Annotated in this window: 24 protein-coding genes and 1 tRNA gene; 16 read left to right on the top strand and 9 right to left on the bottom strand. The window is 40.9% G+C overall.

The genetic code is table 11. The features are described from left to right. Positions 1-119 precede the first annotated feature (119 nt). From AC504W_RS17415 to AC504W_RS17390, 6 genes are all read left to right on the top strand, one after another. Positions 120-953: a photosystem II manganese-stabilizing polypeptide gene (locus tag AC504W_RS17415; protein WP_096578404.1), complete on the top strand. Its 834-nt coding sequence runs from the start codon at positions 120-122 to the stop codon at positions 951-953. A 646-nt stretch (positions 954-1599) separates the two neighbouring features. Further along, positions 1600-2376 (top strand): RNA polymerase sigma factor SigF, encoded by a 777-nt coding sequence (locus tag AC504W_RS17410; RefSeq protein WP_096578402.1) that lies wholly within the window; start codon positions 1600-1602, stop codon positions 2374-2376. Positions 2377-2540: 164 nt separating this feature from the next. Then, positions 2541-3407 carry a hypothetical protein gene (locus AC504W_RS17405; RefSeq protein WP_494873521.1) on the top strand — a complete coding sequence of 289 codons (867 nt, stop codon included), beginning with the start codon at positions 2541-2543 and terminating at the stop codon, positions 3405-3407. Positions 3408-3409: 2 nt separating this feature from the next. Beyond that, a complete protein-coding gene (locus tag AC504W_RS17400; RefSeq protein WP_096578398.1) occupies positions 3410-3655 on the top strand; it encodes a hypothetical protein in 246 nt (81 codons plus the stop codon). 328 nt (positions 3656-3983) lie between these two features. Next, entirely contained in the window at positions 3984-7487 is a 3504-nt protein-coding gene (locus tag AC504W_RS17395; protein WP_494873520.1) for a hypothetical protein, read from the top strand. Between the two features lie 109 nt (positions 7488-7596). Continuing rightward, positions 7597-7740 (top strand): photosystem I reaction center subunit VIII, encoded by a 144-nt coding sequence (locus tag AC504W_RS17390; RefSeq protein WP_494873519.1) that lies wholly within the window; start codon positions 7597-7599, stop codon positions 7738-7740. Positions 7741-7938: 198 nt separating this feature from the next. Here AC504W_RS17390 and AC504W_RS17385 read toward each other — a convergent pair whose 3' ends face one another. From AC504W_RS17385 to AC504W_RS17360, 6 genes are all read right to left on the bottom strand, one after another. Beyond that, on the bottom strand, positions 7939-8061 hold the full coding sequence (locus AC504W_RS17385) for a photosystem II reaction center protein J (protein WP_062295774.1): 123 nt from the start codon (positions 8059-8061) through the stop codon (positions 7939-7941). A 73-nt stretch (positions 8062-8134) separates the two neighbouring features. Continuing rightward, entirely contained in the window at positions 8135-8254 is a 120-nt protein-coding gene (psbL, locus tag AC504W_RS17380; RefSeq protein ID WP_096604190.1) for a photosystem II reaction center protein PsbL, read from the bottom strand. Between the two features lie 9 nt (positions 8255-8263). Next, complete coding sequence (psbF, locus tag AC504W_RS17375; protein ID WP_015115279.1) at positions 8264-8401, bottom strand: cytochrome b559 subunit beta; 138 nt, start codon at positions 8399-8401, stop codon at positions 8264-8266. 9 nt (positions 8402-8410) lie between these two features. Next, positions 8411-8659: a cytochrome b559 subunit alpha gene (gene psbE / locus AC504W_RS17370; RefSeq protein ID WP_015115280.1), complete on the bottom strand. Its 249-nt coding sequence runs from the start codon at positions 8657-8659 to the stop codon at positions 8411-8413. Between the two features lie 120 nt (positions 8660-8779). Beyond that, complete coding sequence (locus AC504W_RS17365; RefSeq protein ID WP_494873518.1) at positions 8780-9802, bottom strand: photosynthesis system II assembly factor Ycf48; 1023 nt, start codon at positions 9800-9802, stop codon at positions 8780-8782. A gap of 90 nt (positions 9803-9892) precedes the next feature. After that, a complete protein-coding gene (locus AC504W_RS17360; protein WP_096578392.1) occupies positions 9893-10228 on the bottom strand; it encodes a rubredoxin in 336 nt (111 codons plus the stop codon). A 196-nt stretch (positions 10229-10424) separates the two neighbouring features. Between AC504W_RS17360 and ndhC the strand changes: the two genes are divergently transcribed. The 6 genes from ndhC (at position 10425) to AC504W_RS17330 (ending at position 16028) form a co-directional block, all read left to right on the top strand. Further along, a complete protein-coding gene (gene ndhC, locus AC504W_RS17355) occupies positions 10425-10787 on the top strand; it encodes a photosynthetic/respiratory NAD(P)H-quinone oxidoreductase subunit C (protein ID WP_015115283.1) in 363 nt (120 codons plus the stop codon). Continuing rightward, entirely contained in the window at positions 10778-11512 is a 735-nt protein-coding gene (locus AC504W_RS17350; protein ID WP_494873517.1) for an NADH dehydrogenase subunit K, read from the top strand. The genes ndhC and AC504W_RS17350 overlap by 10 nt, the downstream gene beginning before the upstream one ends. 55 nt (positions 11513-11567) lie before the next feature. Continuing rightward, positions 11568-12032 (top strand): NAD(P)H-quinone oxidoreductase subunit J, encoded by a 465-nt coding sequence (locus AC504W_RS17345; RefSeq protein WP_494878681.1) that lies wholly within the window; start codon positions 11568-11570, stop codon positions 12030-12032. A gap of 239 nt (positions 12033-12271) precedes the next feature. Continuing rightward, the gene (locus AC504W_RS17340; protein WP_494873516.1) at positions 12272-13564 is read left to right on the top strand and encodes an ATP-binding protein; all 1293 of its coding nucleotides are present in this window, start codon (positions 12272-12274) and stop codon (positions 13562-13564) included. Beyond that, positions 13554-15308, top strand: a complete 1755-nt coding sequence (locus tag AC504W_RS17335; RefSeq protein WP_494873515.1) for a tetratricopeptide repeat protein — start codon at positions 13554-13556, stop codon at positions 15306-15308. The genes AC504W_RS17340 and AC504W_RS17335 overlap by 11 nt, the downstream gene beginning before the upstream one ends. 486 nt (positions 15309-15794) lie before the next feature. Then, a complete protein-coding gene (locus tag AC504W_RS17330) occupies positions 15795-16028 on the top strand; it encodes a hypothetical protein (RefSeq protein ID WP_245894890.1) in 234 nt (77 codons plus the stop codon). Positions 16029-16035: 7 nt separating this feature from the next. Here the strand turns inward: AC504W_RS17330 and AC504W_RS17325 are convergent, their stop codons facing one another. The 3 genes from AC504W_RS17325 to AC504W_RS17315 form a co-directional block, all read right to left on the bottom strand. After that, positions 16036-16818, bottom strand: coding sequence for a TrmH family RNA methyltransferase (locus AC504W_RS17325; RefSeq protein ID WP_494873513.1), 783 nt, complete (start codon positions 16816-16818; stop codon positions 16036-16038). Positions 16819-16895: 77 nt separating this feature from the next. Further along, a tRNA-Leu gene (locus AC504W_RS17320) sits at positions 16896-16977 on the bottom strand. 54 nt (positions 16978-17031) lie between these two features. Then, a complete protein-coding gene (locus AC504W_RS17315; protein ID WP_494873512.1) occupies positions 17032-17169 on the bottom strand; it encodes a hypothetical protein in 138 nt (45 codons plus the stop codon). A 155-nt stretch (positions 17170-17324) separates the two neighbouring features. Here AC504W_RS17315 and murA point away from each other — a divergent pair, with 155 nt between their 5' ends. The 4 genes from murA (at position 17325) to AC504W_RS17295 (ending at position 21840) form a co-directional block, all read left to right on the top strand. Next, positions 17325-18698: a UDP-N-acetylglucosamine 1-carboxyvinyltransferase gene (gene murA, locus AC504W_RS17310; RefSeq protein WP_494878679.1), complete on the top strand. Its 1374-nt coding sequence runs from the start codon at positions 17325-17327 to the stop codon at positions 18696-18698. Positions 18699-18842: 144 nt separating this feature from the next. After that, entirely contained in the window at positions 18843-19949 is a 1107-nt protein-coding gene (locus AC504W_RS17305) for an O-fucosyltransferase family protein (RefSeq protein ID WP_494873511.1), read from the top strand. A gap of 45 nt (positions 19950-19994) precedes the next feature. Continuing rightward, on the top strand, positions 19995-20870 hold the full coding sequence (locus tag AC504W_RS17300) for a M48 family metallopeptidase (RefSeq protein ID WP_494879367.1): 876 nt from the start codon (positions 19995-19997) through the stop codon (positions 20868-20870). Positions 20871-20943: 73 nt separating this feature from the next. Beyond that, entirely contained in the window at positions 20944-21840 is an 897-nt protein-coding gene (locus AC504W_RS17295) for an RpnC/YadD family protein (protein WP_494873509.1), read from the top strand. The last annotated feature ends 80 nt before the right edge of the window (positions 21841-21920 follow it).

The following is a 21920-nucleotide window of genomic DNA, read 5'->3' as shown; positions in this document are numbered from 1 at the left end:
CGACAGCAAGCCTACCCTTCGGGAAAAACTGGCTATCGGTGAGGACAGCTTTTCGTCAGAGATCAAAACTTCGTGCAGTTTTACAACTTAGATATTAATTTTTGACATTGAGGTTGACCATGAGGTATCGCGCTTTAATTGTTGCATTCTTGGCTTTATGCTTGGGGCTATTAACTGCTTGTAGTGATGCTCCAGAGTCTAGTGGTAGAGATGTACTAACCTACGAACAAATTCGTGGGACTGGCTTGGCTAACAAATGCCCTCAATTGGCAGAAACAAGCCGTGGCTCCATTCCCATTGATGGTAGCCAGTCATATAGCATCAAAGAACTTTGCTTGGAACCAACTAACTTCTTTGTCAAAGAAGAACCAGCTAATAAACGGCAAACAGCCGAATTTGTACCTGGAAAACTGTTAACTAGATACACTTCCACCATTGACCAAGTACAAGGGCCGCTCAAGTTCAACTCAGATGGTAGCTTGACTTTTGTTGAAGAAGATGGTTTAGACTTCCAAGCTATAACAGTTCAACTTCCTGGTGGTGAGCGAGTACCTTTCCTCTTCACCATTAAAGACTTAGTGGCTCAAACACAATCTGGTTTAACCAGTATCAATACTTCTACTGACTTTGAAGGTCAATTTAAAGTGCCTTCTTATCGTGGCGCAGCCTTCTTAGATCCCAAAGGTCGCGGTATCGTTAGTGGTTATGACAATGCTGTTGCTCTTCCTGCTCAAGCAGATGATGAAGAACTCACCCGTGCTAATGTCAAGCGTGCCGAAATTCTGAAAGGTAAGATTTCTCTGCAAGTAGCCAAAATAGATAGCTCTAGTGGTGAAATTGCTGGCACATTTGAGAGTGAACAGCCTTCTGATACTGACTTGGGAGCCGGTGAACCCAAGGAAGTGAAGATTCGCGGTTTGTTTTACGCCAGAGTTGAGCCAACTCGTTCTTAAACTCAGCACATTGCTGGCATTTAAGATCACAATTTTGAGCCATTAGGCTTCATCACAAAATTTCATATCAGTCTTTAGGGAATGGATGGGTGAATTTTGAACTAAATTGACCTAAATGGCAACATATTTCACTATAAAAGGGCGATCAGCCCTTTTTTTATTGTCTTAGCAAAAAAGTAAACTTTTCCTCGGTTTCATTAACTACTATAAATTCTTCAATTGTGCATAATCTGCGTTTACGCTTAGTTACTGAACAATTTTAAAAATCATATTAATTATTTGACGTAAATACAGTATGTTCACTGATAATAAAATTTTTATTCATGCAGCAAAATCATAAGACATTCACTTCATAATCGATTAAATAAATTAAGTACAATTTCGGTTTTAAATCAAGTAAATTATTTCATATTTTGTTTATATGTAGTTTTAATCAGCTACAGCTAATACCAAATCACAATAACTAAAAAACAATTTCGCTTACTTAAATATTGCTCGATTATTCAAATTTTCATAGTGATAGCAATGCTGTATGACAGAGGATATCTCTGGTTAATATAGCAGGCTATGTGCTGTGAAATTTTGTAATCTTAGCTTGTTTAAAAGTGCCTAATTAACTGTTTATTTGCTAAATAAACGCGGTGCTATGCCTACCACAGCCACCAATGAACTGAAGCATGAAATTTGGCAGTTGTTGCGAGAATATAAAGAATCTCGCTCGGAAAATATCCGCAATCAACTGGTAAAACTCAATTTTGGACTGGTAAGAAAAGAAGCTCACTACTGGATTAACCAATGTCGTGAAAGCTATGATGATTTACTCCAAGTTGGTTGTTTAGGTCTAATTCGAGCTATTGAAAGGTTTGAAATTTCTAAAGGACACGCTTTCAGTTCCTTTGCTATTCCCTATATTCGTGGTGAAATTCAACACTACCTGCGGGATAAAGGTGTAACTGTCAGAATTCCTAGACGCTATTTGGCACTACAACAGCAAGCCATTGGAGTTTCTCGTTCTTTACGAGAAAAATATAACCGCCAACCTACAGACTCTGAATTAGCAGCAGCCTTGGATATTACTCTGAGTGAGTGGCAAGAAATCAAATTAGCATGGATTAATCGCGCTCCTCTGAGCCTAGATGTGCCAATTCAAGACTCAGAAGAAGGAGCTACCAGTTTAGGAGAATTAGTCCCAGATCCTCACTACCGTAGCTTTCAACTAGCTCAAGAAGACCAACTGCGTTTACAACAAGCATTGTTTCAGCTAGAAAAGTGTACTCGTGAAGTTTTAGAATGTGTGTTTTTGCAAGATTTGACACAAAAACAAGTAGCTGAACATTTGGGTATTAGTGTAGTTACGGTTTCTCGCAGAGTCAAGAAAGGGTTGGATTTATTAAAACATCTCATGTGTGCAACAGATGATTAAATTTAAGCAAAATAAAACCGTGTTTGTACTGGTTTAATTATGCTAAAAACAACCCTTAAAATCTAATAATTTAGGTTATAAAAGGAAAATACTTTGTCTGAAATAAAAACAGGCTGTGTAAATTTTCCCAAGCAAATTTTTCCTATAGCTTTTGAGAACGGCTAATGGCCATAAATTCCAAAATTGCAATTGCAACTATTTTAACTTTGGCGATCGCTGGATGCGCCTCAGAAAACACACCACAAGCCAGTACTCCTGCGCCGATTCCTGCGGCTCCAGCAGCACCACCAGCCGCAGCGCCACCCCCAGCAGCGCCAGCGACTCAGACTCAATCTTTTAATAACCCTGTGGTGTCTACGAAAAAGGCAACTAACGTTGTTTATCTTACTCCTACCTTAATTCAGCCCACTAATGGCAAAACCCGGATAGATTTAGTGTCTAAAGGGAGGCCTGATCCATTTGCACAAATTGTTAGTCCGATTGGTTCTGAAGTGGGGCAAAATCCGAATGCCAAGCAGATTCCTCGATTACCTCCCTTACCAACAGCTATTGCCAAAAATCGCAAAATGCCAATCAGCATTGCTGCGGCTATAGCGAAAAAAACTGCCATTCAATTCGCACAGGCTCCCAAATCTATTCTGCCTAGGGTTTTGCCACAAGTTGTTCCTAGTAGTCCTTTTGGATCTGTATTACCACCTGCACCCCAACCAGATTTAGCAAAAGCAGTGGTGGTGACTGGCGTAGTTTTGATTGGTAGAGAACCCCAAGCTATTATTCAAATCCCTAATGAGCCTTCAAGTCGCTATGTACAAGCGGGACAGAGATTAGCAAACGGTCTGTTGATTAAACGGATTGAAATGAATCAGGGTTCAAATCCGATCGTGATTCTGGAACAATACGGTATTGAAGTTGCCAGAATGGTAGGTGAAGCTCCTGCTAACTCAACGCCATCAGTGACATCTGCTACTGCTGGTAAATCGATTTCATCAACCATACCAACTCAAAATCTTATTGCTGTCGGAGCATCTTAAGGATGGATACTCAAGAAAAATTTGAATTTGCTGGTTTACCTCTAGCTGTCTATCGAGAGATAGCTGCTCATCTGCGCCAAGTGGAAGGAGTGGAAGCGGGTTTAATTCCTCAGTCATCTCAACAATTTGATTACAATCAAAGCCAAATTAATGGTTTGTGGATATCTTGGTCTCCTAACTCTCGTCTTGCAAGCCGACAACGGGTGCAGCAAATTTTGGCTTACTACCACAGCCTTTATGGAGTTTGACGACTGAAATTTCAGTAAGTGGCTCAAATACATTAATACTTTTTAGTTTGCTGGGTGAAGTCAATCTATCCAATCGAGTAACTGGTGATTGGGTAATATTTGTCTTGACCCTGTTTAATTGTCTGAAAAAATACCCAGTTTCTGGCTCACCATCAGCGTTGTATCCATTTTGGTAGATGCGGTTGGTTATTGATTTTGATAAAAAAATGTCAGTGTTTGACTCAAAACATGATAATAAGTGATGCAATTATAAATTGCTGAGGTAAACTTGCAAGCAAAGTAATGCAAAATATTACTCAGCTGCTCTTCGGTCTGGGCATCACTCAAAATGGAACACTGGCAATTTCTCATCCAGAAACAGGGCGATCGCTCTTGGCACACCTTGGAATCGCCAAATATACAAATTTTAGAAGGTCGGTATAGAGTTTTAGCTCGTTCTGACCTTCCCAATACGGATGTGGAAGTGCGGGTAACTCACTCTTCAACTCAAGAAGTTCCCCCTAAACGGCGAATTCAAAAGCAATCGCGGCGCACTACCTCAGAAGGTTTAATGGCGGTAATTCCCTTTACGCTCCTCAAGCCGGGAATATGGGAATTACGCTGTTCTGGCGATTTGATGTCAGATATTTTTGGTAAATCATGGCAACAGAGTGTCTATCTGCAAGTCTTGTCTACTTTGGCAGATGGCGAAATCGATAAATTAGCGGGTGGTGGCAATTTAGAGTCAAATTCTCAGGAATTTTTCATGGTTCCCTTGCCATACACACAAAATTTTGATGAGCCAGACAGTAGTGTTGGTAAACAGCCGATTTCTCTAGGCTCAGAGTCTCATACACAGAGCAATTTAGTTACTAACGAACTTTCTGCTGAAATTGCATCAATAGCCAGTGATGATACTGTTCTCACAACAGCAGAAGAAATCCCTGCTAGTGATGCGGTTATTAGTGAAGAAGCTTTACCTACAAGCGATCGCATTCCCACCACCATAGAGGAATTCCCTGCTAGTGATGCGGTTATTAGTGAAGAAGCTTTACCTACAAGCGATCGCATTCCCACCACCATAGAGGAATTCCCTGCTAGTGATGCGGTTGTCAGTGAAGAAGCTTTACCTACAAGCGATCGCATTCCCACCACCATAGAGGAATTCCCTGCTAGTGATGCGGTTGTCAGTGAAGAAGCTTTACCTACAAGCGATCGCATTCCCACCACCATAGAGGAATTCCCTGCTAGTGATGCGGTTATTAGTGAAGAAGCTTTACTCACAAGCGATCTCATTCCCACCACCATAGAGGAATTCCCTGCTAGTGATGCGGTTATTAGTGAAGAAGCTTTACTCACAAGCGATCGCATTCCCACCACCACAGAAGAATTCCCTGCTAGTGATGCGGTTATTAGTGAAGAAGCTTTACTCACAAGCGATCGCATTCCCACCACCACAGAGGAAATTACTGATAGCGAACTATCTGTCGAAGAAACTGTAGTAACGAATGAACACACTCTGTCAGTCGTCAGAGAAGAAATTCCTGACAGTAGCCTGGTTATTTCTCAACTGTCTGCTGAAAAATATGAAGATGGAATGATCGATCAGCCTGTTAATCCGGTGTGGCTGAAAGGTGAAACGGCAGAGCAAATATTACAAAGTTTAATAGATCAAGCTTTACCTACCTCATTATTAGAGGATGAACAGCTTGAAGAAGTGGAGACGATACAACCAGTACCACCACTCAGGCTGACTTTAGAGCAAGAAAACTATATTGCTCGTTGGGGACAAGGACTGAGTATTAATGCCAATGTAGAGTTACAAACACCACAATATCTGGAAGATGAGCCACAGTACTCAACTACTTTTCATACACTAGAGGTCAAAATTGAGCTACGTTCACCTTTGAGTTCGGGAATTTTAGCTCAGGTACGGCAACCTTTAGCAGATAATTTACTGCCTTTTACGATTAACTCTGCTATTAATATTCCGATTGATTGTGAATCTAAGCTGCTTTTGGGCGAACTCAGTTTATATGGCGCAATTAGTGATTTTGATGATGTCATACTTTTAGCTAGTCGCTCTTTTACAATCACGGCGGATGTCACAGAATTACTGGCGATGGCAACAGTGACTAAATCTAGTCAGCAAAACTTTTTAGATAACTCTAGCGCTGTAGGGGTTTCTCCACCAAATCAAGAGCCAGAAACATCGGCAAGTTTGAGTTTGGAACTTTTTAACCTTGTGAAAACTTCTTTAACACAACCTCAAACTATTCTGCCATCGCCGAACCAGCCTTTACCAGAACAAATTAATCTGTTTTCTCTCAAGAAATCGGGAGATTTGCGATCGCCACAACTACCACAATTGCCAAAGTTCCCAGAAAATCAAACTAGTGCAATCGCCATCAATGATGATCTGACAGAGGTGACTGCGGAAGGGAAGGAGGAAATTGAGTCGCAAGATAATGCTTTACTCTCCCAAACTACAATCCCCTTAGCACCCATTAACTTGGAACAGCTATCAATTAGAAGTCGTCCTGGATGGATGTTGGGTAATATATTCCCTTATCTCAAACGCCTCAAAAGTGTCCCGGTTGAGACAACAGAAGAGACAAATAATTTACTAGATGTATCTGAAACTGCGATCGTTGAAGATTCTTTACCAGATTTGTCTGAACCTGCGATCACTGAAGATTCTTTACCAGATGTATCTGAAACTGCGATCACTGAAGATTCTCTGTTAGTTGAGCCAGCGATTACAGCGGATGAGAACCTAGATGTAGATGATTCTGTACTCGAAACTGACGTTTCAAGCAGTTCCGAGTTATTTGCTGTGTCTATGCTACAAATGGCTGTCACACCAAGTTTAGAATTTAGTGATGACTCCATCTCAGAACCTGCTGCTCCTTTAAGTTCGGAATTGATAGCAGAGGTTAATCCTTACTCATCACCGTTAATTAGGAAGTGGATGCAGAGCCAAGGATACGTTGTACCTGAACTTCCTGTACCAGAGCAAAATCATCAAATTGAGGTTGTAGAGCCGGAAATTGCTCCTGTGGAGGAGGAAGCAATAGAGTCTGACTTATTCATCCCAAGTGTTGATGTTCAATTGTCATCAAATCTAGATACGGATTTAGAAAATCTCGATGGTGAATCAGAGGAAAATATTGAAGAACAGAGCAGTTTGGGTACCTCTGAACTTCAAGATGACACTGGGATTAGCATAATTACTGAGGAATCTGAGGAGTTAAATATCTCAGCAGAAGTTGAAACAGAAAATATTCCGCAAGAATTGTCTAACTATTCATTGCCATTAATCCAGCTACCGCTGACTCAAAAGATTAAAATACCTAGAGCTTGGTTAGGGCAAGAGATTGTTGTTGATGATACTTATAGTGACCCCGAAGAGGATTTTGCTGGAGAGCAAAAACAGCAGTCAAGCTCGGCTGTATCAAACTCATTACCTTTGGATGGGGAAATGCTTGAGGCTTTACCTACTCCTCAACTGTATATACCAGAAGGTGAACTGATTGCAGGCCAGTCTGTGCGTGTGCGTGTAGAACTACCAGAAGTCCCTCAGCAGGTGGTGGTGAAATTATGGATTGAGGATTGCCAAACTCGTGGGTTGTTAGATGGCCCTCATTTATTAAAAGATTTGCTACCTAAAGCTTTGGGTGGTGTAGAGGTGATGACTCAAATCAATATTCCTTTCGGCTGTGTGGAAATTCGTTTAGAGGCGATCGCCTTTCATACTTCTACTCAACAGGAAAGTCACAAAGCCACGGCTGTGCGGACTGTAATTCCACCAGACTTGCCAAATTATCAGTTAGATGAATTGCTGGGTTTGTGAACACCTGTTTTACATAACTGTGTTAAAAATCTTGAGAATTTAAAAAAGTTGGCTGAATTTGCAGTAAGCTCATCTTGAATTGTAGTGTGATTTAACAGGAAACTTTACCATGTCCACTGAATTTTTGCCTCACATTCTGGCTTATTCTGCATCGTACTTGTCTCCTATCTTTGTTCCCATTATTGGTTGGGTTTTACCAATTGCAACATTCTCGTTTCTTTTGGTATACATTGAACGCGATGATGTTGGCTAAATAGGTATTTAGTAATAAGTGATTGGCTACTGCAATTTTTACCAATTATTTATTACTAACTTCCAATTCACCAGATTGTGAAGCCAATTAATGATGATAAAACCGTCTGACTCTAAGAGTCAGACGGTTTTTTTGTACTGTTTTCTAAACAAGTGCTAGAAAATTCAGTGAATATATATTATTAAGTTCAAATCGCTTTTATAGCGAAGAACCGATTCCAGCGTAGGCTCCGTAGAAGAAGATACCTACAACAGTAATGACACCTAAACCTGCGATTGTAGCTACAACCCACAGGGGAATTCTTCCAGTTCCAGCAGACACAGATTTTCCTCCTCCCTTAATAAAAAATCAACTCAGATTTTAGATAAACAAAGTTTCACAAAAACAGTTCTAGTTAGTTAAAGAAGTAACTAGAAAAGAGAATACCGAGAACAAAAATCAGTAGCAATCCCAGGTATAAAGAAGTACGGTTGAGTTCAACCGGCTGATTATTAGTATTGGGCGTTCTTTCCATGATTTGCTCCTAGCGTTGAATAAATTGCATTGCGGCGATCGCGCCCAAGAAAAACACGGTTGGCACACCTAAAGTATGAACTGCCAGCCATCTAACTGTAAAAATTGGATAGGTAACTGGTTGATTGATGTTATTTCCGCTAGTCATGATCTCAAACTACTTTCCGATAAATTTTTCAACTTGCTGTTTGGCTTCATAACGATTCTTCACAATTGGCACTTCTTGCCGTGTTTGTGTGTAATATTCGTTAGGGCGAGGTGTGCCAAATACATCATAAGCCAGCCCAGTGCTAACAAATAGCCAGCCTGCAATAAATAATGCTGGGATGGTGATGCTGTGAATTACCCAATAACGAATGCTGGTAATAATGTCCGAAAATGGACGTTCTCCAGTGGTACCTGACATTTAGATCCCTACCTTCACAAAGACTGTTATTGAGTTTATTATCCTACAAAGTTTAGAAAGAGTTACAAGTTGCAACGCACTTCTCATAAATCAGCGTGAACACCTAAACTTTCGCTAGGTCTAAGCGGCTTTTTCTAGAGCAGCTTTTTCTGTATTGGCGTTATATTTCAGCAATACACCGCGATCGCCAATAATAAATCCTTGATCTGGCTTGAGAAACACTATCTTATATAGATTAGCGGCTACCTGTTCCACATCCCGGTCTTTCTCCCAGGTTTTACCACCGTCAGTACTCCGCAATAAATTACCGCTACCGCCGCCTATCCAAAGTTCTTCCGGTGTGCGATATGCCAAATCCAATAACCCCCAACTGGTGGATAACTCTGGATATACAGCTTCTTGCCATTCTTCGGCGTTATTGGGTTCGCTAAATTGAATCTGACCACCCCGTGCTAACAACCACAGTTGACCATTGTCATTGAAACCCATGTTTTCTACCCGCCGAGAACTATTGCGGTTATGGGGAACCCACGCATTTTGTCCTGGTTCCCAAGTTGAGTAAAAGCTCCCCTTGGCGGAAACAGCGACATATTTGCCATCAGCAGAACGTTGCATATTACGAACTACGCCGACGGCTGCTTCTACTTGAGCTTTCCAATTTTTACCGCCATCGGTGGTTTTGTAAATTGCGCCTACATCAGTAGCCATTTCCGCTGAGTTGGTTCCCAGCGCATGAACAGTAATTGGATTACCTGGTAACTTTTCGCTCAAAGGAATCCGTGACCAAGAACGGCCATCATCGGTAGTATGCAGCAGTAGCGAGGGTTCGCCGACAATCCAGCCTTCTTCCCCAGAAAAACTTACGGAGTCAAAACGATACCGAGAATCGTCTAATGCTAAAGACAAGGGTTGCCAATTTTTACCCCCGTCTTTAGTTTCTAAAAGCGTGGCGTTGCTTCCTACTAAAAAACCATGCTGAGAATCTTGCGTAAAAGCAATATCCAGCAACTTCTCGTTGGTTGGTACAGTGATGATTTCCCAAGGGTTGAAGCTAGTGGAAGGCACTTTGCTACAACCTATACACAAAACAACTACTATCAAAAAGGCAATTATGCGTTGCCAGCTTCTCACAATGAACTGCATCAGTATTTCTTAGTGTTTTCTAAATTCGTTTAGGTTTTACCCCAGAGATGCGATCGCTCTCTAGAATTAGGTAAAAAAAGATAGCGGGTCTTATTGTAAGCCGTAAAGACTGATAAAGAACAAGAACGCCAGAGCCAAAGCCCCAAAAATCAAGATATTCTTTTGCCCTGGAGTGAGCTTATTAACACCCAAACCAAAACCGAGATTTTCTTTAAAACCAGATGCTGTACCAGACGGGCCAATGTTGGTAAAAGCAGTTTTCTTGGCACTACAAACTGGACAACGCCAATTTACAGGCAGTTCTGTAAACAGTGTCCCTGAAGGGATATCATGCTTATCATCTCCCTTCTCAGGTTCATAAACATAACCGCAGGCGCGACACTCATAGCGGTCTAACGCTGGAGTCTCAACAGCTTGTTCGCTCATGGCTAAGGTCTCCCAGAGGGGAATTATTAAATATACGTTAAAAATTATGACATAACTGTTAGACTTTTCTATCACTTACACAAACGAATCAAATACCTGAAATCCGTTTGTTTCCCAGATTTCAGAAAACTCTAAAAGATATAATGTAAAAGAAATGTAACAGCGTTATTCACACCATAAGCGGTAGAAATTCATTGTGTTTGTCCTCAGCGGTTACGAGTACTTTCTAGGCTTCTTAATTATCTGTAGCCTAGTGCCTGCCCTAGCGCTTTCTGCTTCCAAGCTTCTCAGACCCAGTGGTAACAGCCTGGAACGCCTCACAACTTATGAATCTGGGATGGAACCAATTGGGGGAGCCTGGATTCAGTTCAACATCCGCTACTACATGTTTGCGCTGGTCTTCGTCGTCTTTGACGTAGAAACCGTGTTCCTATATCCTTGGGCGGTGGCTTTTCACCGTTTAGGGTTATTAGCATTCATTGAAGCGCTAATTTTTATTGCAATTCTTGTAGTTGCCTTAGTTTACGCATGGCGTAAAGGAGCTTTGGAATGGTCTTGAATTCTGATCTAAGCACCCAAGACAAAGAGAAAATCATCAACCCTATTGAGCGTCCGACAGTCACTCAAGACCTTTCAGAAAATATTATCTTGACAACGGTTGATGACCTCTACAACTGGGCTAGGCTTTCAAGTCTTTGGCCTTTACTATTTGGTACAGCTTGCTGCTTTATTGAGTTTGCAGCTTTAATTGGCTCTCGGTTTGACTTTGACCGCTTTGGGTTAATTCCCCGTTCTAGTCCCCGTCAAGCTGATTTGATTATTACTGCCGGCACAATCACCATGAAGATGGCACCCCAGTTAGTGCGTCTTTATGAACAAATGCCTGAACCAAAGTATGTGATTGCGATGGGCGCTTGTACAATTACTGGCGGGATGTTCAGCGTGGATTCTCCCACTGCTGTACGCGGAGTTGATAAATTGATTCCGGTGGATGTGTATTTGCCTGGTTGTCCTCCCCGTCCCGAAGCGATTATTGATGCGATCATTAAGCTGCGGAAGAAAATTGCTAATGATTCCATGCAAGAACGTGATCAATCTAAGCAAACCCACCGCTTTTATAGTACGACTCATAACTTGAAGCCAGTAGCAGAAATTTTAACTGGCAAGTATATGCAGTCAGAAACTCGCTTTACTCCACCAAAAGAATTGACAGAAGCTATTGGTCTACCAGTACCACCTGCGCTGCTAACTTCAAAAACCAAGGAGGAACAAAGCCGTGGCTGATGAAGAAACTAAACCAGTACCAGCAGGGGAAGATGCTTTAGTTCCATCTGGGCCGATTTCTCAATGGTTGGCAGGAAATGGCTTTGATCATGAGTCTTTAGCACCTGATAAAAATGGCGTAGAGATTATTAAAGTCGGGCCAGAATTTTTGCTCCCCATTGCTACAGCTTTGTATGCTTATGGGTTCAATTATCTCCAGTTTCAATCTGGTATTGATCTTGGCCCAGGACAGGATTTGGTCAGTGTGTATCACTTAGTCAAAGTTGGTGATAACGCTGATAGACCAGAAGAAGTGCGAGTGAAGGTATTTCTCCCACGGGAAAATCCTACAGTGCCTTCAGTATATTGGATCTGGAAAACTGCCGACTGGCAAGAACGTGAAAGCTACGATATGTTCGGCATTATCTACGAAGGACATCCTAACCTGAAGCGGATTTTAATGCCGGAAGATTGGGTGGGTTGGCCTTTGCGGAAAGATTACATCTCGCCTGATTTTTACGAGTTACAAGACGCTTATTAAAAGTGCTGAGTCTCAGTTGGTGAGAATTTTGATGTCTCATTACTAACCCTTCTCCGGTGACGGAGGAGGGTAATGTTTTTTTAACGCGGAGTTTCGCGGAGGTTGGCGCAGCGAAAAGTTGCGTGCGGGGGTTCCCCCCGTTGAGCAAACTTTTCAAGACAGAGGTACGCGGAGGGGGATGTTCTACTTTGGTGAGGATGGGTGATGATATGAATAGTTAAGTTGTACAGTTATGCGTTATGTCTGACGAATTATTAAAGTCTTTTCAGCAAGCTTATAGAAATTTAGAGTTATTACCACTCATTGAGACAAAAGACTTAGATAGATTTAGGGTGAATTATGGTGATGAGGTAATTGAGGAATTAGAGCAGTTAGTCGAAGATAGTCCTAATGGTGATGGCAAGATTATTTTTACCGGACATCGTGGTTGTGGTAAGTCTACTTTGTTGGCTGAGTTTAGTAGAAGAACACAAAACCGTTATTTTGTAGTTTTATTTTCGATTTCCGACACAATTGAAATGTCAGATGTTAATCACATCAATATTTTATTTGCCATTGCCGTTAATTTAATGTACGAGGCAGAAGCTCGTAGAGTTGAAATTCCTAAGTCTGCGAAAAATGCTTTTTATAAGTGGTTTGCTACTCGCACTAAGACAGAAGAATTTAACATTGAAGCTGAAACTTCGCTTGGGTTTGATTTGCTCAAATTGATTAGTAATAAGTTAAAGGCTGATGCGGCTGTTCGCTATGAGATTAAGCAAGAGTTTGAGAGAAAAATTTCTGATTTAATTGCTCGGATTAATGAAATAGCTGCCGTTATTCATGTAGCTACTAAAAAAGATGTTTTAGTGATTATTGATGATTTAGATAAATTGGAACTAGAAAGGGTAAATGACATATATAGAGACAATATTAAAACTTTATGTCAACCAAATTTTAGAATTATTTATACACTACCTATTGCTGTTTTAAGAGATAAGTTTCTCAGACGACTGATTGAGACGGAAACTAATGATCAAGTTGTAGTTATGCCTGTATTAAAGTTATTTGAACAAGGGCAAAGTCGTCAGGTTGGTGCAAAGCCTAGACCGCAGGCAGAGAATATTTTGTGTGAAATCTTACAAAAACGAATTGCATCTGAACTTATAGAAAAACAAACAGCAGAAAAGATTGTTTTAAATAGCGGTGGTGTGTTGCGAGAATTGGTGAGAATTGCTAATGAATGCTGCCGCATTTGTCTGCGATTAATTAGGCGTAAACCTGAACAAGCTGTGGTTATTGATGAGCAAATTTTAGATGAGGCGGTTAATAATATCCGTAATGATTTCGCTGTGCCTTTGGGGAAACTGGATTATGGCATCTTGCAAACTACATATAACAACTTTATGCCTGATGATCCGAGAGATTCTGAGTTTTTAGATTTGCTCCACGGACTTTATATTTTGGAATATCGCAACCGCAAGAACTGGTACGATGTTCATCCAATAGTTGTAGAACTCTTGAGAGACCGGGGGTTAATCAATGACAGTTAATGAACTATTTGAAGATGGAGAAAATCAAGATATTTATGATGACTTAATTGTTTCCATTGAGGCTAAAGCACATCGGTTGAATTTGCTAATTGCTGTTTGTGATGATGCTAGTTTTCGGGATAAGATTATTGCTCAATATGAGGCAGAATTACAGCCACAAATTCGTTGCTATCGGGTGACATTGGCAAGGGGCGAACCAAGTTTGAGGGCTGCTGTTGCTCAATTGGTGAAAAGAGAAGAATATTTGCAGCAACATAACTCGGCAGTAATTAGTGTGACTGGTGCAGAACAGCTTCATTTTTTGAAGTTGGGGGAGGAACGTTCAGAACAAGAGATATTTTTCGGTTATTTACAGTGGACTAGGGAAGGGTTAAGAGAATTTCCTTTTGCAATTGTTTTGTGGGTGACTAATCAAATATTAGTTGAGTTAATTAAAAAAGCGCCTGATTTTTGGAGTTGGCGCAATGGTGTTTTTCGGTTTGCGTCTAGAAGGAAAAACACTGTTTCTGCTAGAGAATTAGAGCCGATTCGATTTGCTTTTAGTGGTAATGAATTATCAAGTTTTGATGATGACAATGATTATTTATTGCCTATAGAAGATTTGCAAGGATTTATTCAAGATTTAGAACAGCGTGGTGTGAAAGATGCAACATTAGCAACTTTATACTTTAGTTTAGGAGATATTTATAGAAAAAGACTCGACCGGAGTGAGTGTCAAGATTATAAAAATGAGCAAGAATTAGGCATTAAGTATTTAAACAAAGCTGTAGAATTGCAAAAAGAATTAGGTTTAGAAAAAGACTTAGCCAGCAGCCTCAATAATTTAGCATTACTCTACGAATCCCAAGGCAGATACAGCGAAGCGGAACCTTTGTACATTCAAGCTTTGTCACTGTATCGCAAACTCCTGGGTGAAGAACATCCCGATATCGCCACTAGCCTCAACAATTTAGCCGCACTCTACGAATCCCAAGGCAGATACAGCGAAGCCGAAGCTTTGTATATTCAAGCTTTGGCACTGAGGCGCAAACTCCTGGGTGAAGAACATCCCGATGTCGCCACCAGCCTCAACAATTTAGCAGAAATCTATCGTTCCCAAGGCAGATACAGCGAAGCCGAAGCTTTGTATATTCAAGCTTTGGCACTGAGGCGCAAACTCCTGGGTGAAGAACATCCCGATATCGCCATCAGCCTCAACGGTTTAGCCTCACTCTACTATTCCCAAGGCAGATACAGCGAAGCCGAAGCTTTGTACATTCAAGCTTTGGCACTGTGGCGCAAACTTCTGGGTGAAGAACATCCTTATGTAGCCACCAACCTCAACAATTTAGCCACACTCTACGATTGCCAAGGCAGATACAGCGAAGCAGAACCTCTTTACATTCAATCTTTGGCACTCAGGCGCAAGCTGTTTGGAGAAGAACATCCTGATGTCGCCACCAGCCTCTACGGTTTAGCCTCACTCTACGATTCCCAAGGCAGATACAGCGAAGCCGAAGCTTTGTACATTCAAGCTTTGGCACTGTGGCGCAAACTTCTGGGTGAAGAACATCCTTATGTAGCCACCAACCTCAACAATTTAGCCGCACTCTATCGTTCCCAAGGCAGATACAGCGAAGCCGAACCTTTGTACATTCAAGCTTTAGATATTTTTGAGCGACGCTTAGGGATAGATCATCCAAATACTATAACTGTACGTAAAAATTTAGCATATTTGCGCGATCGCCTGTCCTCAGAATCATAACAGCGATCGCCTAATCTCGGCTTTTCATGTTTTAAGCAAGAATATTCTTGTTTCAAATAAGAACGTTCCTATTTTAAGTGAGAACGTTCCTATTTTAAGTGAGAACGTTCTCGTTCTAAGTGAGAATGTTTCTGTTTCAAGTGAGAACGTTCTCGTTTCAAACTAAAAGTTGTGTGTTCTGAAGTGGAATGATGAGGTTCTGAAGGCGATCGCTTAAGCTTTTTACTCGGAGTTTCGTGTTCTGAGGTGGAATGATGACGTTGTGAGTGTGATCGCTATCGTTGAAAAATCCTCTGTGAAATATTATGTCATCTATTCCAGCAAGATATGCGATCGCCTGCCTTGATTTTGCGGATTTATACTTAAGTGCTAAATGTGTAAAGTTGATACAGCAGATAGCCATCAAGCTTGTATATATGCAAAATAGAAATTTGTAGGAACTGCAATTTAAAACTAAAGTTAGTAAATCAATATTTTTCAGTCAGTATGATGGAGCAAAATGATCATCAACAGCGCCGCGCCGCTAATCAAGAGTTTGAACAATCTCTCAATCAATTGGAAGGTATTTTACACGACGAAAATCTGGCTGAGAATGAAGCAACTCAGGCTGAGGAAATAACTGATGCCGAATTAGTGGATGAGTTGGGCGATATTGATTTAGCGGCTTTTGAGGATGCCGTTGCTGATATTGAACAATATTTGCAAGAAAAGACAAAGTGATGTTTGTCTAGCCAGCTGTTATTTGTCGCCGAGCTTCATACAACATTAAAGCAGCTGCGATCGCCACATTCAAAGACTCTACTCCAGGACTCAGGGGAATATTCACTTGTTTATCTGCTATGTTTGCCAAGTCTGCCGATAAACCTGCGCCTTCGTTCCCCAATAAAATTAAACTGGGTTTGCGCCAATCAATTTCCCAATAAGTTAATTTTGCTGTCGGCAAAGTCGCTATCACTTGCATTCCCGCCTGCTGACTTTGCTGAACTGTGGTTAATAAATTTTCAGTCACTGCCATATTTAAGCGAAACCATTGTCCAGCACTAGCACGCAACACTTTGGGATTATCTAAATCCACGCTATCACCTGTCAACCACAATCCCGATGCACCAGCCGCCGCCGCTGTGCGAATAATCGTACCTAAATTTCCTGGGTCTTGGATGGTTTCTAAGGCTAAAACAACACCATCAAAGGGGACTTGATTGATAGATTCGCTGCGTCTGGCTGTGGCGACTACTCCATCTGGTTGTATTGTAGTGGCGATCGCTCCTAAAACTTCCTCACTAACAATTTCGGCGCGATCGCACCGACTACAAACCTTTTCCCACAATGCGGTATGACTAGCTTGCCAATCTGGTGTACAACACACCGTTTCTAATGGATAATCAACCGCACAAGCTTCCTCCAACAAATGCGTCCCTTCCAGCAAAAATAATTCCTGCTTGTGACGCTCTTTAGTAGAGTGCAGCTTGCGAATTTGCTTAACGAGAGAATTTTGTAAACTAGTTAACACAATTAAAGGCAAAAGTAAAAAGTAAAAAGTAAAAAGTAAAAGTTTCTGCCTTTTGCCTTTTACCCTTTAACTTTCAATGCGGAACCCGGGACTTGAACCCGGAAGCCTTGCGGCACTAGAACCTGAATCTAGCGCGTCTGCCAATTCCGCCAGTTCCGCTGGCATCGATTTTATATCGACAATTTATAATTATTACTCAAATGTTTATTTTTGTCAAGTAATAGCCAAATATTCTGTGTCATAGATATTCCAGAGCGAAGATTGGGAACTATGATGGGTGGTTAGATTTTGCCCAAACCAAAGTACAGTATCTAGGGAGTATGGCGATCGCCAATGAGCGTAATTTCCCAATTCACCTTAGACTAAACTATGGTTATTTCAGCCCTTAGTTCACTAGCTAAAAAATATATTGATTAATACAAGATGTAGACAAATTAAATCTTTACTGTAGAATCAAAACCAACTTCAACCCTTGAAAACTACGTATTATTTTTGGAGGTAGGCTTATCAATCCTTCTACCAGCTTACCAGATGCCAAGCTTGCACCTCAAGCAGACTCCTCAGTCTTGCAAATTTGGGGTGGGCATCCTTTGCATGGTCATGTAAAAATTAGCGGGGCAAAAAATTCAGCACTAGTAATCATGGCTGGAGCATTGCTCTGTTCTGGAGATTGTCACATCCGCAATGTTCCCTTGTTGGCGGATGTGGAAAAAATGGGACAAGTTTTATCAGCCTTGGGTGTACGCGTCTCACACCAAGGTGACATTTTAGATATTAATGCCAGCAACATTACTACATCTAAAGCTCCGTACGAACTCGTTACTCAACTACGCGCCAGCTTTTTTGCCATTGGTTCCATACTAGCAAGGCTAGGAGTAGCGCAAATGCCTTTACCTGGGGGCTGTGCTATTGGTGCTAGACCAGTTGATTTGCACGTCCGGGGACTGCAAGCGATGGGAGCCGAAGTACAGATTGAACATGGCATTTGTAATGCTTATGTTCCCGGCGGCGGCAGATTAAAAGGAGCCAAAATTTACCTCGACACTCCCAGTGTGGGAGCAACGGAAACGTTGATGATGGCTGCTACCCTTGCTGATGGTGAAACCATCATCGAAAATGCTGCTCGTGAGCCAGAAGTTGCTGATTTGGCGAATTTCTGTAACGCAATGGGAGCTAAAATTCACGGTGCTGGTACTAGCATAATTACAATTGTGGGTGTGCCTCAATTGCATTCTGTTGACTACAGCATTATCCCCGATCGCATTGAAACCGGAACTTTTTTGGTAGCAGGTGCGATTACGCGTTCCGAAATCTTACTATCCCCAGTCGTACCCGACCATTTAATTCCCGTGATTGCCAAACTCCGAGAAATCGGCGTACCCATCATTGAGGAAGGCCCAGATTGCTTGCGACTGCTACCTGCGGAAACCCTCAAGGCGACATATATTGAAACCTTACCTCATCCCGGTTTCCCCACAGATATGCAAGCACCGTTTATGGCATTGCTCACCTTGGCTGAAGGTGACAGCATCATTAACGAATCTGTGTTTGAAAATCGCTTGCGCCATGCTTCCGAGTTAAATCGCTTGGGAGCAGATATTCGCGTTAAAGGCAATGCGGCCTTTGTCCGGGGAGTCCCGATGTTATCAGGTGCGCCTGTATTAGGCACAGACTTGCGTGCATCAGCAGCCCTCGTCTTAGCTGGACTAGCAGCGGAAGGTTTAACTACCTTTCAAGGATTGCATCACCTCGATCGCGGCTACGATCGCCTTGATCTCAAATTGCTGCAACTGGGCGCTAAAATCAAGCGTGTACAGGAAATCCCTACACCAGAATTAACATCTAATGGCAGTAACCCGCCAGTAACAATTTCGACTTAGTAGTTCGGTGGGCATTGCCCACCCTACTTAATCGTTATAATGAGGAGTGTTTGCTTATTTACTTGCAAAAATCTACAACTTAGCTTTAATTAGACTGTCTAAAGTTGTTTTTTTATTCAGTCACTTTAAAAAAGGTAAGAAAAAATGCTTAAGCCCATCAAGATGATGACGGAATCATTTGCACCTAATTTAATGCGTGACTTAATTAAACTAATAAAATTTAAAATAACTCAATTAGTTAATAATGCAGTGAGGTTTTATTGGCAAGTTATGGGGATTTCCCCTCACAGTAATTTGCTAGGATTAACTTATGCAAATGATAAATTCACTGATGGTGCTGGAGCGCAAATTCAAAGAATATATAGTATTTATGCAGCTTCCCGATTGCTTCAGGTGCCATACATTCATTCACCATTAACTAAATTAAACTATCAAGGTTTGGTCGCTCTTGAGCAAAATACTACAAATCAAGATATTGTTAATGAGTATAATCAAATATTTAAAATATCCTCTGATAGAGAATTACCAGTCGATTATACTACTGAATATATTAAAAATCTAGATTTATTGACTTTTGAAAAACTGAGAAGAAAGGCACTAAAAAGCAAAAGGTTCATTTTGGCTAAAGTCTTGCTTCCCTATAAAATCACAGATACCTATCCAGAAGCTTTACAATGCGTCAAGGATGTATCCCCTTTCTCTTTGCAGAAATCATCAGTGATTCGCATTGCCATACATGTGAGAAGAGGTGATTTATTGTTTGTTGCTTCTCACAGAATGCTGTCAAATGAATATTATATTACCGTAGCTCAAAAAATCAGGGCAATTCTAGATCAACTTAAACTTGACTATGTGTTTGAATTACATACCGAAATGCCTACACAATCTTTTACGGTAACACCAAATCAACATAGTATGTTAAAAAGTAATGTGGTTGTTGATCCTAAATCAACTCAGTTGGCAGAATTTGATGTCATACCTAATTTAGAAAAGTTTGTTAATGCTGATCCCATAGAAACGCTTCAAAGAATGTCATCAGCAACCGTTCTGATAATGAGCCACTCTTCATTTAGCTATTTATCAGCTATTTTGAATGTAAAAGGAGTGATTCTTTACCATAAATTTTGGCATAGTCCCCTGAAAAGTTGGTTAATAACTAACAATGTAGGGGATTTTTCCCAAGAGGAATTTATTCAGCAACTCCAAAAAAATTTAGCAGTGCCTGAACAAATTTCTAGTTTGATAGAATGACAATAAGTTATTCTGCAACACCTCATTTTTTCAACTTGCTACATCATGTCATTTATTAAAACCCCGCTGATTGGTTTAAAAGCTGACTCCTTTCGTCATCCCTTAAACCTGGAATCTACCAAAACTCTCAAACAGATACCAGGTATTGATTTGATGGTACGAAATTGGCTGGGGCCAATGGCGGAGCAAGTTTTTTATGTAGAAAATATTGCCTCTAGTATTTTAGTTAGTGAAAATCAACTGCCTGATTTACATAAATTATTACTAGAAGCTTGTAAAACTTTAGATATTGAGCCACCACAATTATATGTGCGGCAACATCCAGCACCTAACGCCTACACTTTTGCAATGCGCGGTAAGCAGCCGTTTGTGGTGCTGCACACTTCTTTGATAGATATTCTTACCCCAGAAGAAATTCAAGCGGTAATTGCCCATGAATTAGGGCATCTTAAATGTGACCACAGTGTCTATTTAACGCCTGTAAATTTATTAATTTTAGCGGCGGCAATTGTGCCAAATGTGGGTAATTTGCTGGCGCAAGCCATCCAAACACAACTTTTAGAATGGGTACGCTGTGCTGAGTTTACATGCGATCGCGCCGCTTTGTTAGCCACCCAAAACCCCAAAGTGGTCATGTCTGTACTCATGAAACTTGCAGGCGGTTCACCCACACTCGCACCCCAACTCAATCTTGATGCCTTTGTTGACCAAGCTCGTGCTTATGATGATATTAGTAAGACAGAATTAGGTGAAATGGTCAAAGCAGCCCGCACAGCCCAATTAAGCCATCCTGTCCCAGTCTTGCGTGCTAGAGAAATTGACCGTTGGGCTAGTAGTCAAGAATATCAAACTTTACTGCAAAGTCACGGGTTGAAAAATTCTGGTGGAGTGCCAGCAAAAGGCGGTTGGCGTAACTGGTAAACCGAGATAATCTGCGGTATGTCGTAGGCGATCGCCCTCATGTAAGATATGGGTATAGTCCCAAAATCTTCTAATGACCAGGTTTCCCTACGACCAATTTGCCAAAGATTATCTTAAAGAATTATTACAACCATTAGGAGAAATAGAAACTAGCCAAAAAGTCTCTGCGGAAATCCGCGAGATTGATGTTTATTTCGCACCGACATCTCAATCAACCAGCGATAAAATAGAATTAGGTTTATTAGGAAAAATTGCATCTGCACCTGCATTAATTGAACCCTTTAGAAATGCCGCTACAATTGCCGAAATTCGCAGTTGTATGAATAAGCTATTTGATATATTTGCCGAAATCAAGCGTCAGATTAAAGTTGATAACAATCGGATTACAGAATCAGAATTACCTCGGTTGTGGATTTTATCACCTACGGCTTCGGAGTCTATCTTAGAGGGTTTTAGAACTAGCCAAGACATAGAAAGCTGGGAAGTAGGCGTAAATTTTCTCGGTGATTATTTAAGAACAGCAATTGTTGCAATTTATCAATTACCAGGTATTAAAGAAACACTATGGCTGAGAATTTTAGGAAAAGGCAGAGTTCAGCAACAAGCAATCGATGAACTAGAAGCACTGCCCCTAGAAAATCCCTTACGTGCTAAAGCAATTGATTTATTATTAAGTTTGAAGACGACCTTGGAAGTAAATCAAAATATAGACGCAGAGGATAGAGATTTAATTATGCGCTTATCACCTATTTACGAGCAAAAATTAGCAGAAACTAAACAAGAAGGCATTCAAGAAGGTATTCAAGCAGAACGACGTAAGCTGATAGAGAATTTATTGCGCTTCCGGTTTGGTTCTTCAGATACGAAACTAACAGGGATTATAGAACCATTATTAGCTTTATCACCAGACGAATTTACTCCTTTATTACTGCAATTATCGCGCGAAGAATTGTTAGATAGATTTATGTAGAAGATGTGCAAAAAATTTTAGGTAATTAAGAAAAAGCTTTTTGGTATGCTAACTTGAGCAGACTCAAAAAAGTAATTTTT

It is taken from the genome of Nostoc sp. C96 (assembly GCF_059384975.1).
This window is presented reverse-complemented; position numbering and strand designations above follow the sequence as displayed.

Excerpts from the sequence above, each read along its gene's own strand:
- AC504W_RS17415 (WP_096578404.1), top strand. The coding sequence starts at position 120 with ATGAGGTATCGCGCTTTAATTGTTGCATTCTTGGCTTTATGCTTGGGG.
- AC504W_RS17410 (WP_096578402.1), top strand. The coding sequence starts at position 1,600 with ATGCCTACCACAGCCACCAATGAACTGAAGCATGAAATTTGGCAGTTG.
- AC504W_RS17405 (WP_494873521.1), top strand. The coding sequence starts at position 2,541 with ATGGCCATAAATTCCAAAATTGCAATTGCAACTATTTTAACTTTGGCG.
- AC504W_RS17400 (WP_096578398.1), top strand. The coding sequence starts at position 3,410 with ATGGATACTCAAGAAAAATTTGAATTTGCTGGTTTACCTCTAGCTGTC.
- AC504W_RS17395 (WP_494873520.1), top strand. The coding sequence starts at position 3,984 with ATGGAACACTGGCAATTTCTCATCCAGAAACAGGGCGATCGCTCTTGG.
- AC504W_RS17390 (WP_494873519.1), top strand. The coding sequence starts at position 7,597 with ATGTCCACTGAATTTTTGCCTCACATTCTGGCTTATTCTGCATCGTAC.
- psbL (WP_096604190.1), bottom strand. The coding sequence starts at position 8,254 with ATGGAAAGAACGCCCAATACTAATAATCAGCCGGTTGAACTCAACCGT.
- psbF (WP_015115279.1), bottom strand. The coding sequence starts at position 8,401 with ATGACTAGCGGAAATAACATCAATCAACCAGTTACCTATCCAATTTTT.
- psbE (WP_015115280.1), bottom strand. The coding sequence starts at position 8,659 with ATGTCAGGTACCACTGGAGAACGTCCATTTTCGGACATTATTACCAGC.
- AC504W_RS17365 (WP_494873518.1), bottom strand. The coding sequence starts at position 9,802 with ATGCAGTTCATTGTGAGAAGCTGGCAACGCATAATTGCCTTTTTGATA.
- AC504W_RS17360 (WP_096578392.1), bottom strand. The coding sequence starts at position 10,228 with ATGAGCGAACAAGCTGTTGAGACTCCAGCGTTAGACCGCTATGAGTGT.
- AC504W_RS17350 (WP_494873517.1), top strand. The coding sequence starts at position 10,778 with ATGGTCTTGAATTCTGATCTAAGCACCCAAGACAAAGAGAAAATCATC.
- AC504W_RS17340 (WP_494873516.1), top strand. The coding sequence starts at position 12,272 with ATGTCTGACGAATTATTAAAGTCTTTTCAGCAAGCTTATAGAAATTTA.
- AC504W_RS17335 (WP_494873515.1), top strand. The coding sequence starts at position 13,554 with ATGACAGTTAATGAACTATTTGAAGATGGAGAAAATCAAGATATTTAT.
- AC504W_RS17330 (WP_245894890.1), top strand. The coding sequence starts at position 15,795 with ATGATGGAGCAAAATGATCATCAACAGCGCCGCGCCGCTAATCAAGAG.
- AC504W_RS17305 (WP_494873511.1), top strand. The coding sequence starts at position 18,843 with ATGCTTAAGCCCATCAAGATGATGACGGAATCATTTGCACCTAATTTA.
- AC504W_RS17300 (WP_494879367.1), top strand. The coding sequence starts at position 19,995 with ATGTCATTTATTAAAACCCCGCTGATTGGTTTAAAAGCTGACTCCTTT.
- AC504W_RS17295 (WP_494873509.1), top strand. The coding sequence starts at position 20,944 with ATGACCAGGTTTCCCTACGACCAATTTGCCAAAGATTATCTTAAAGAA.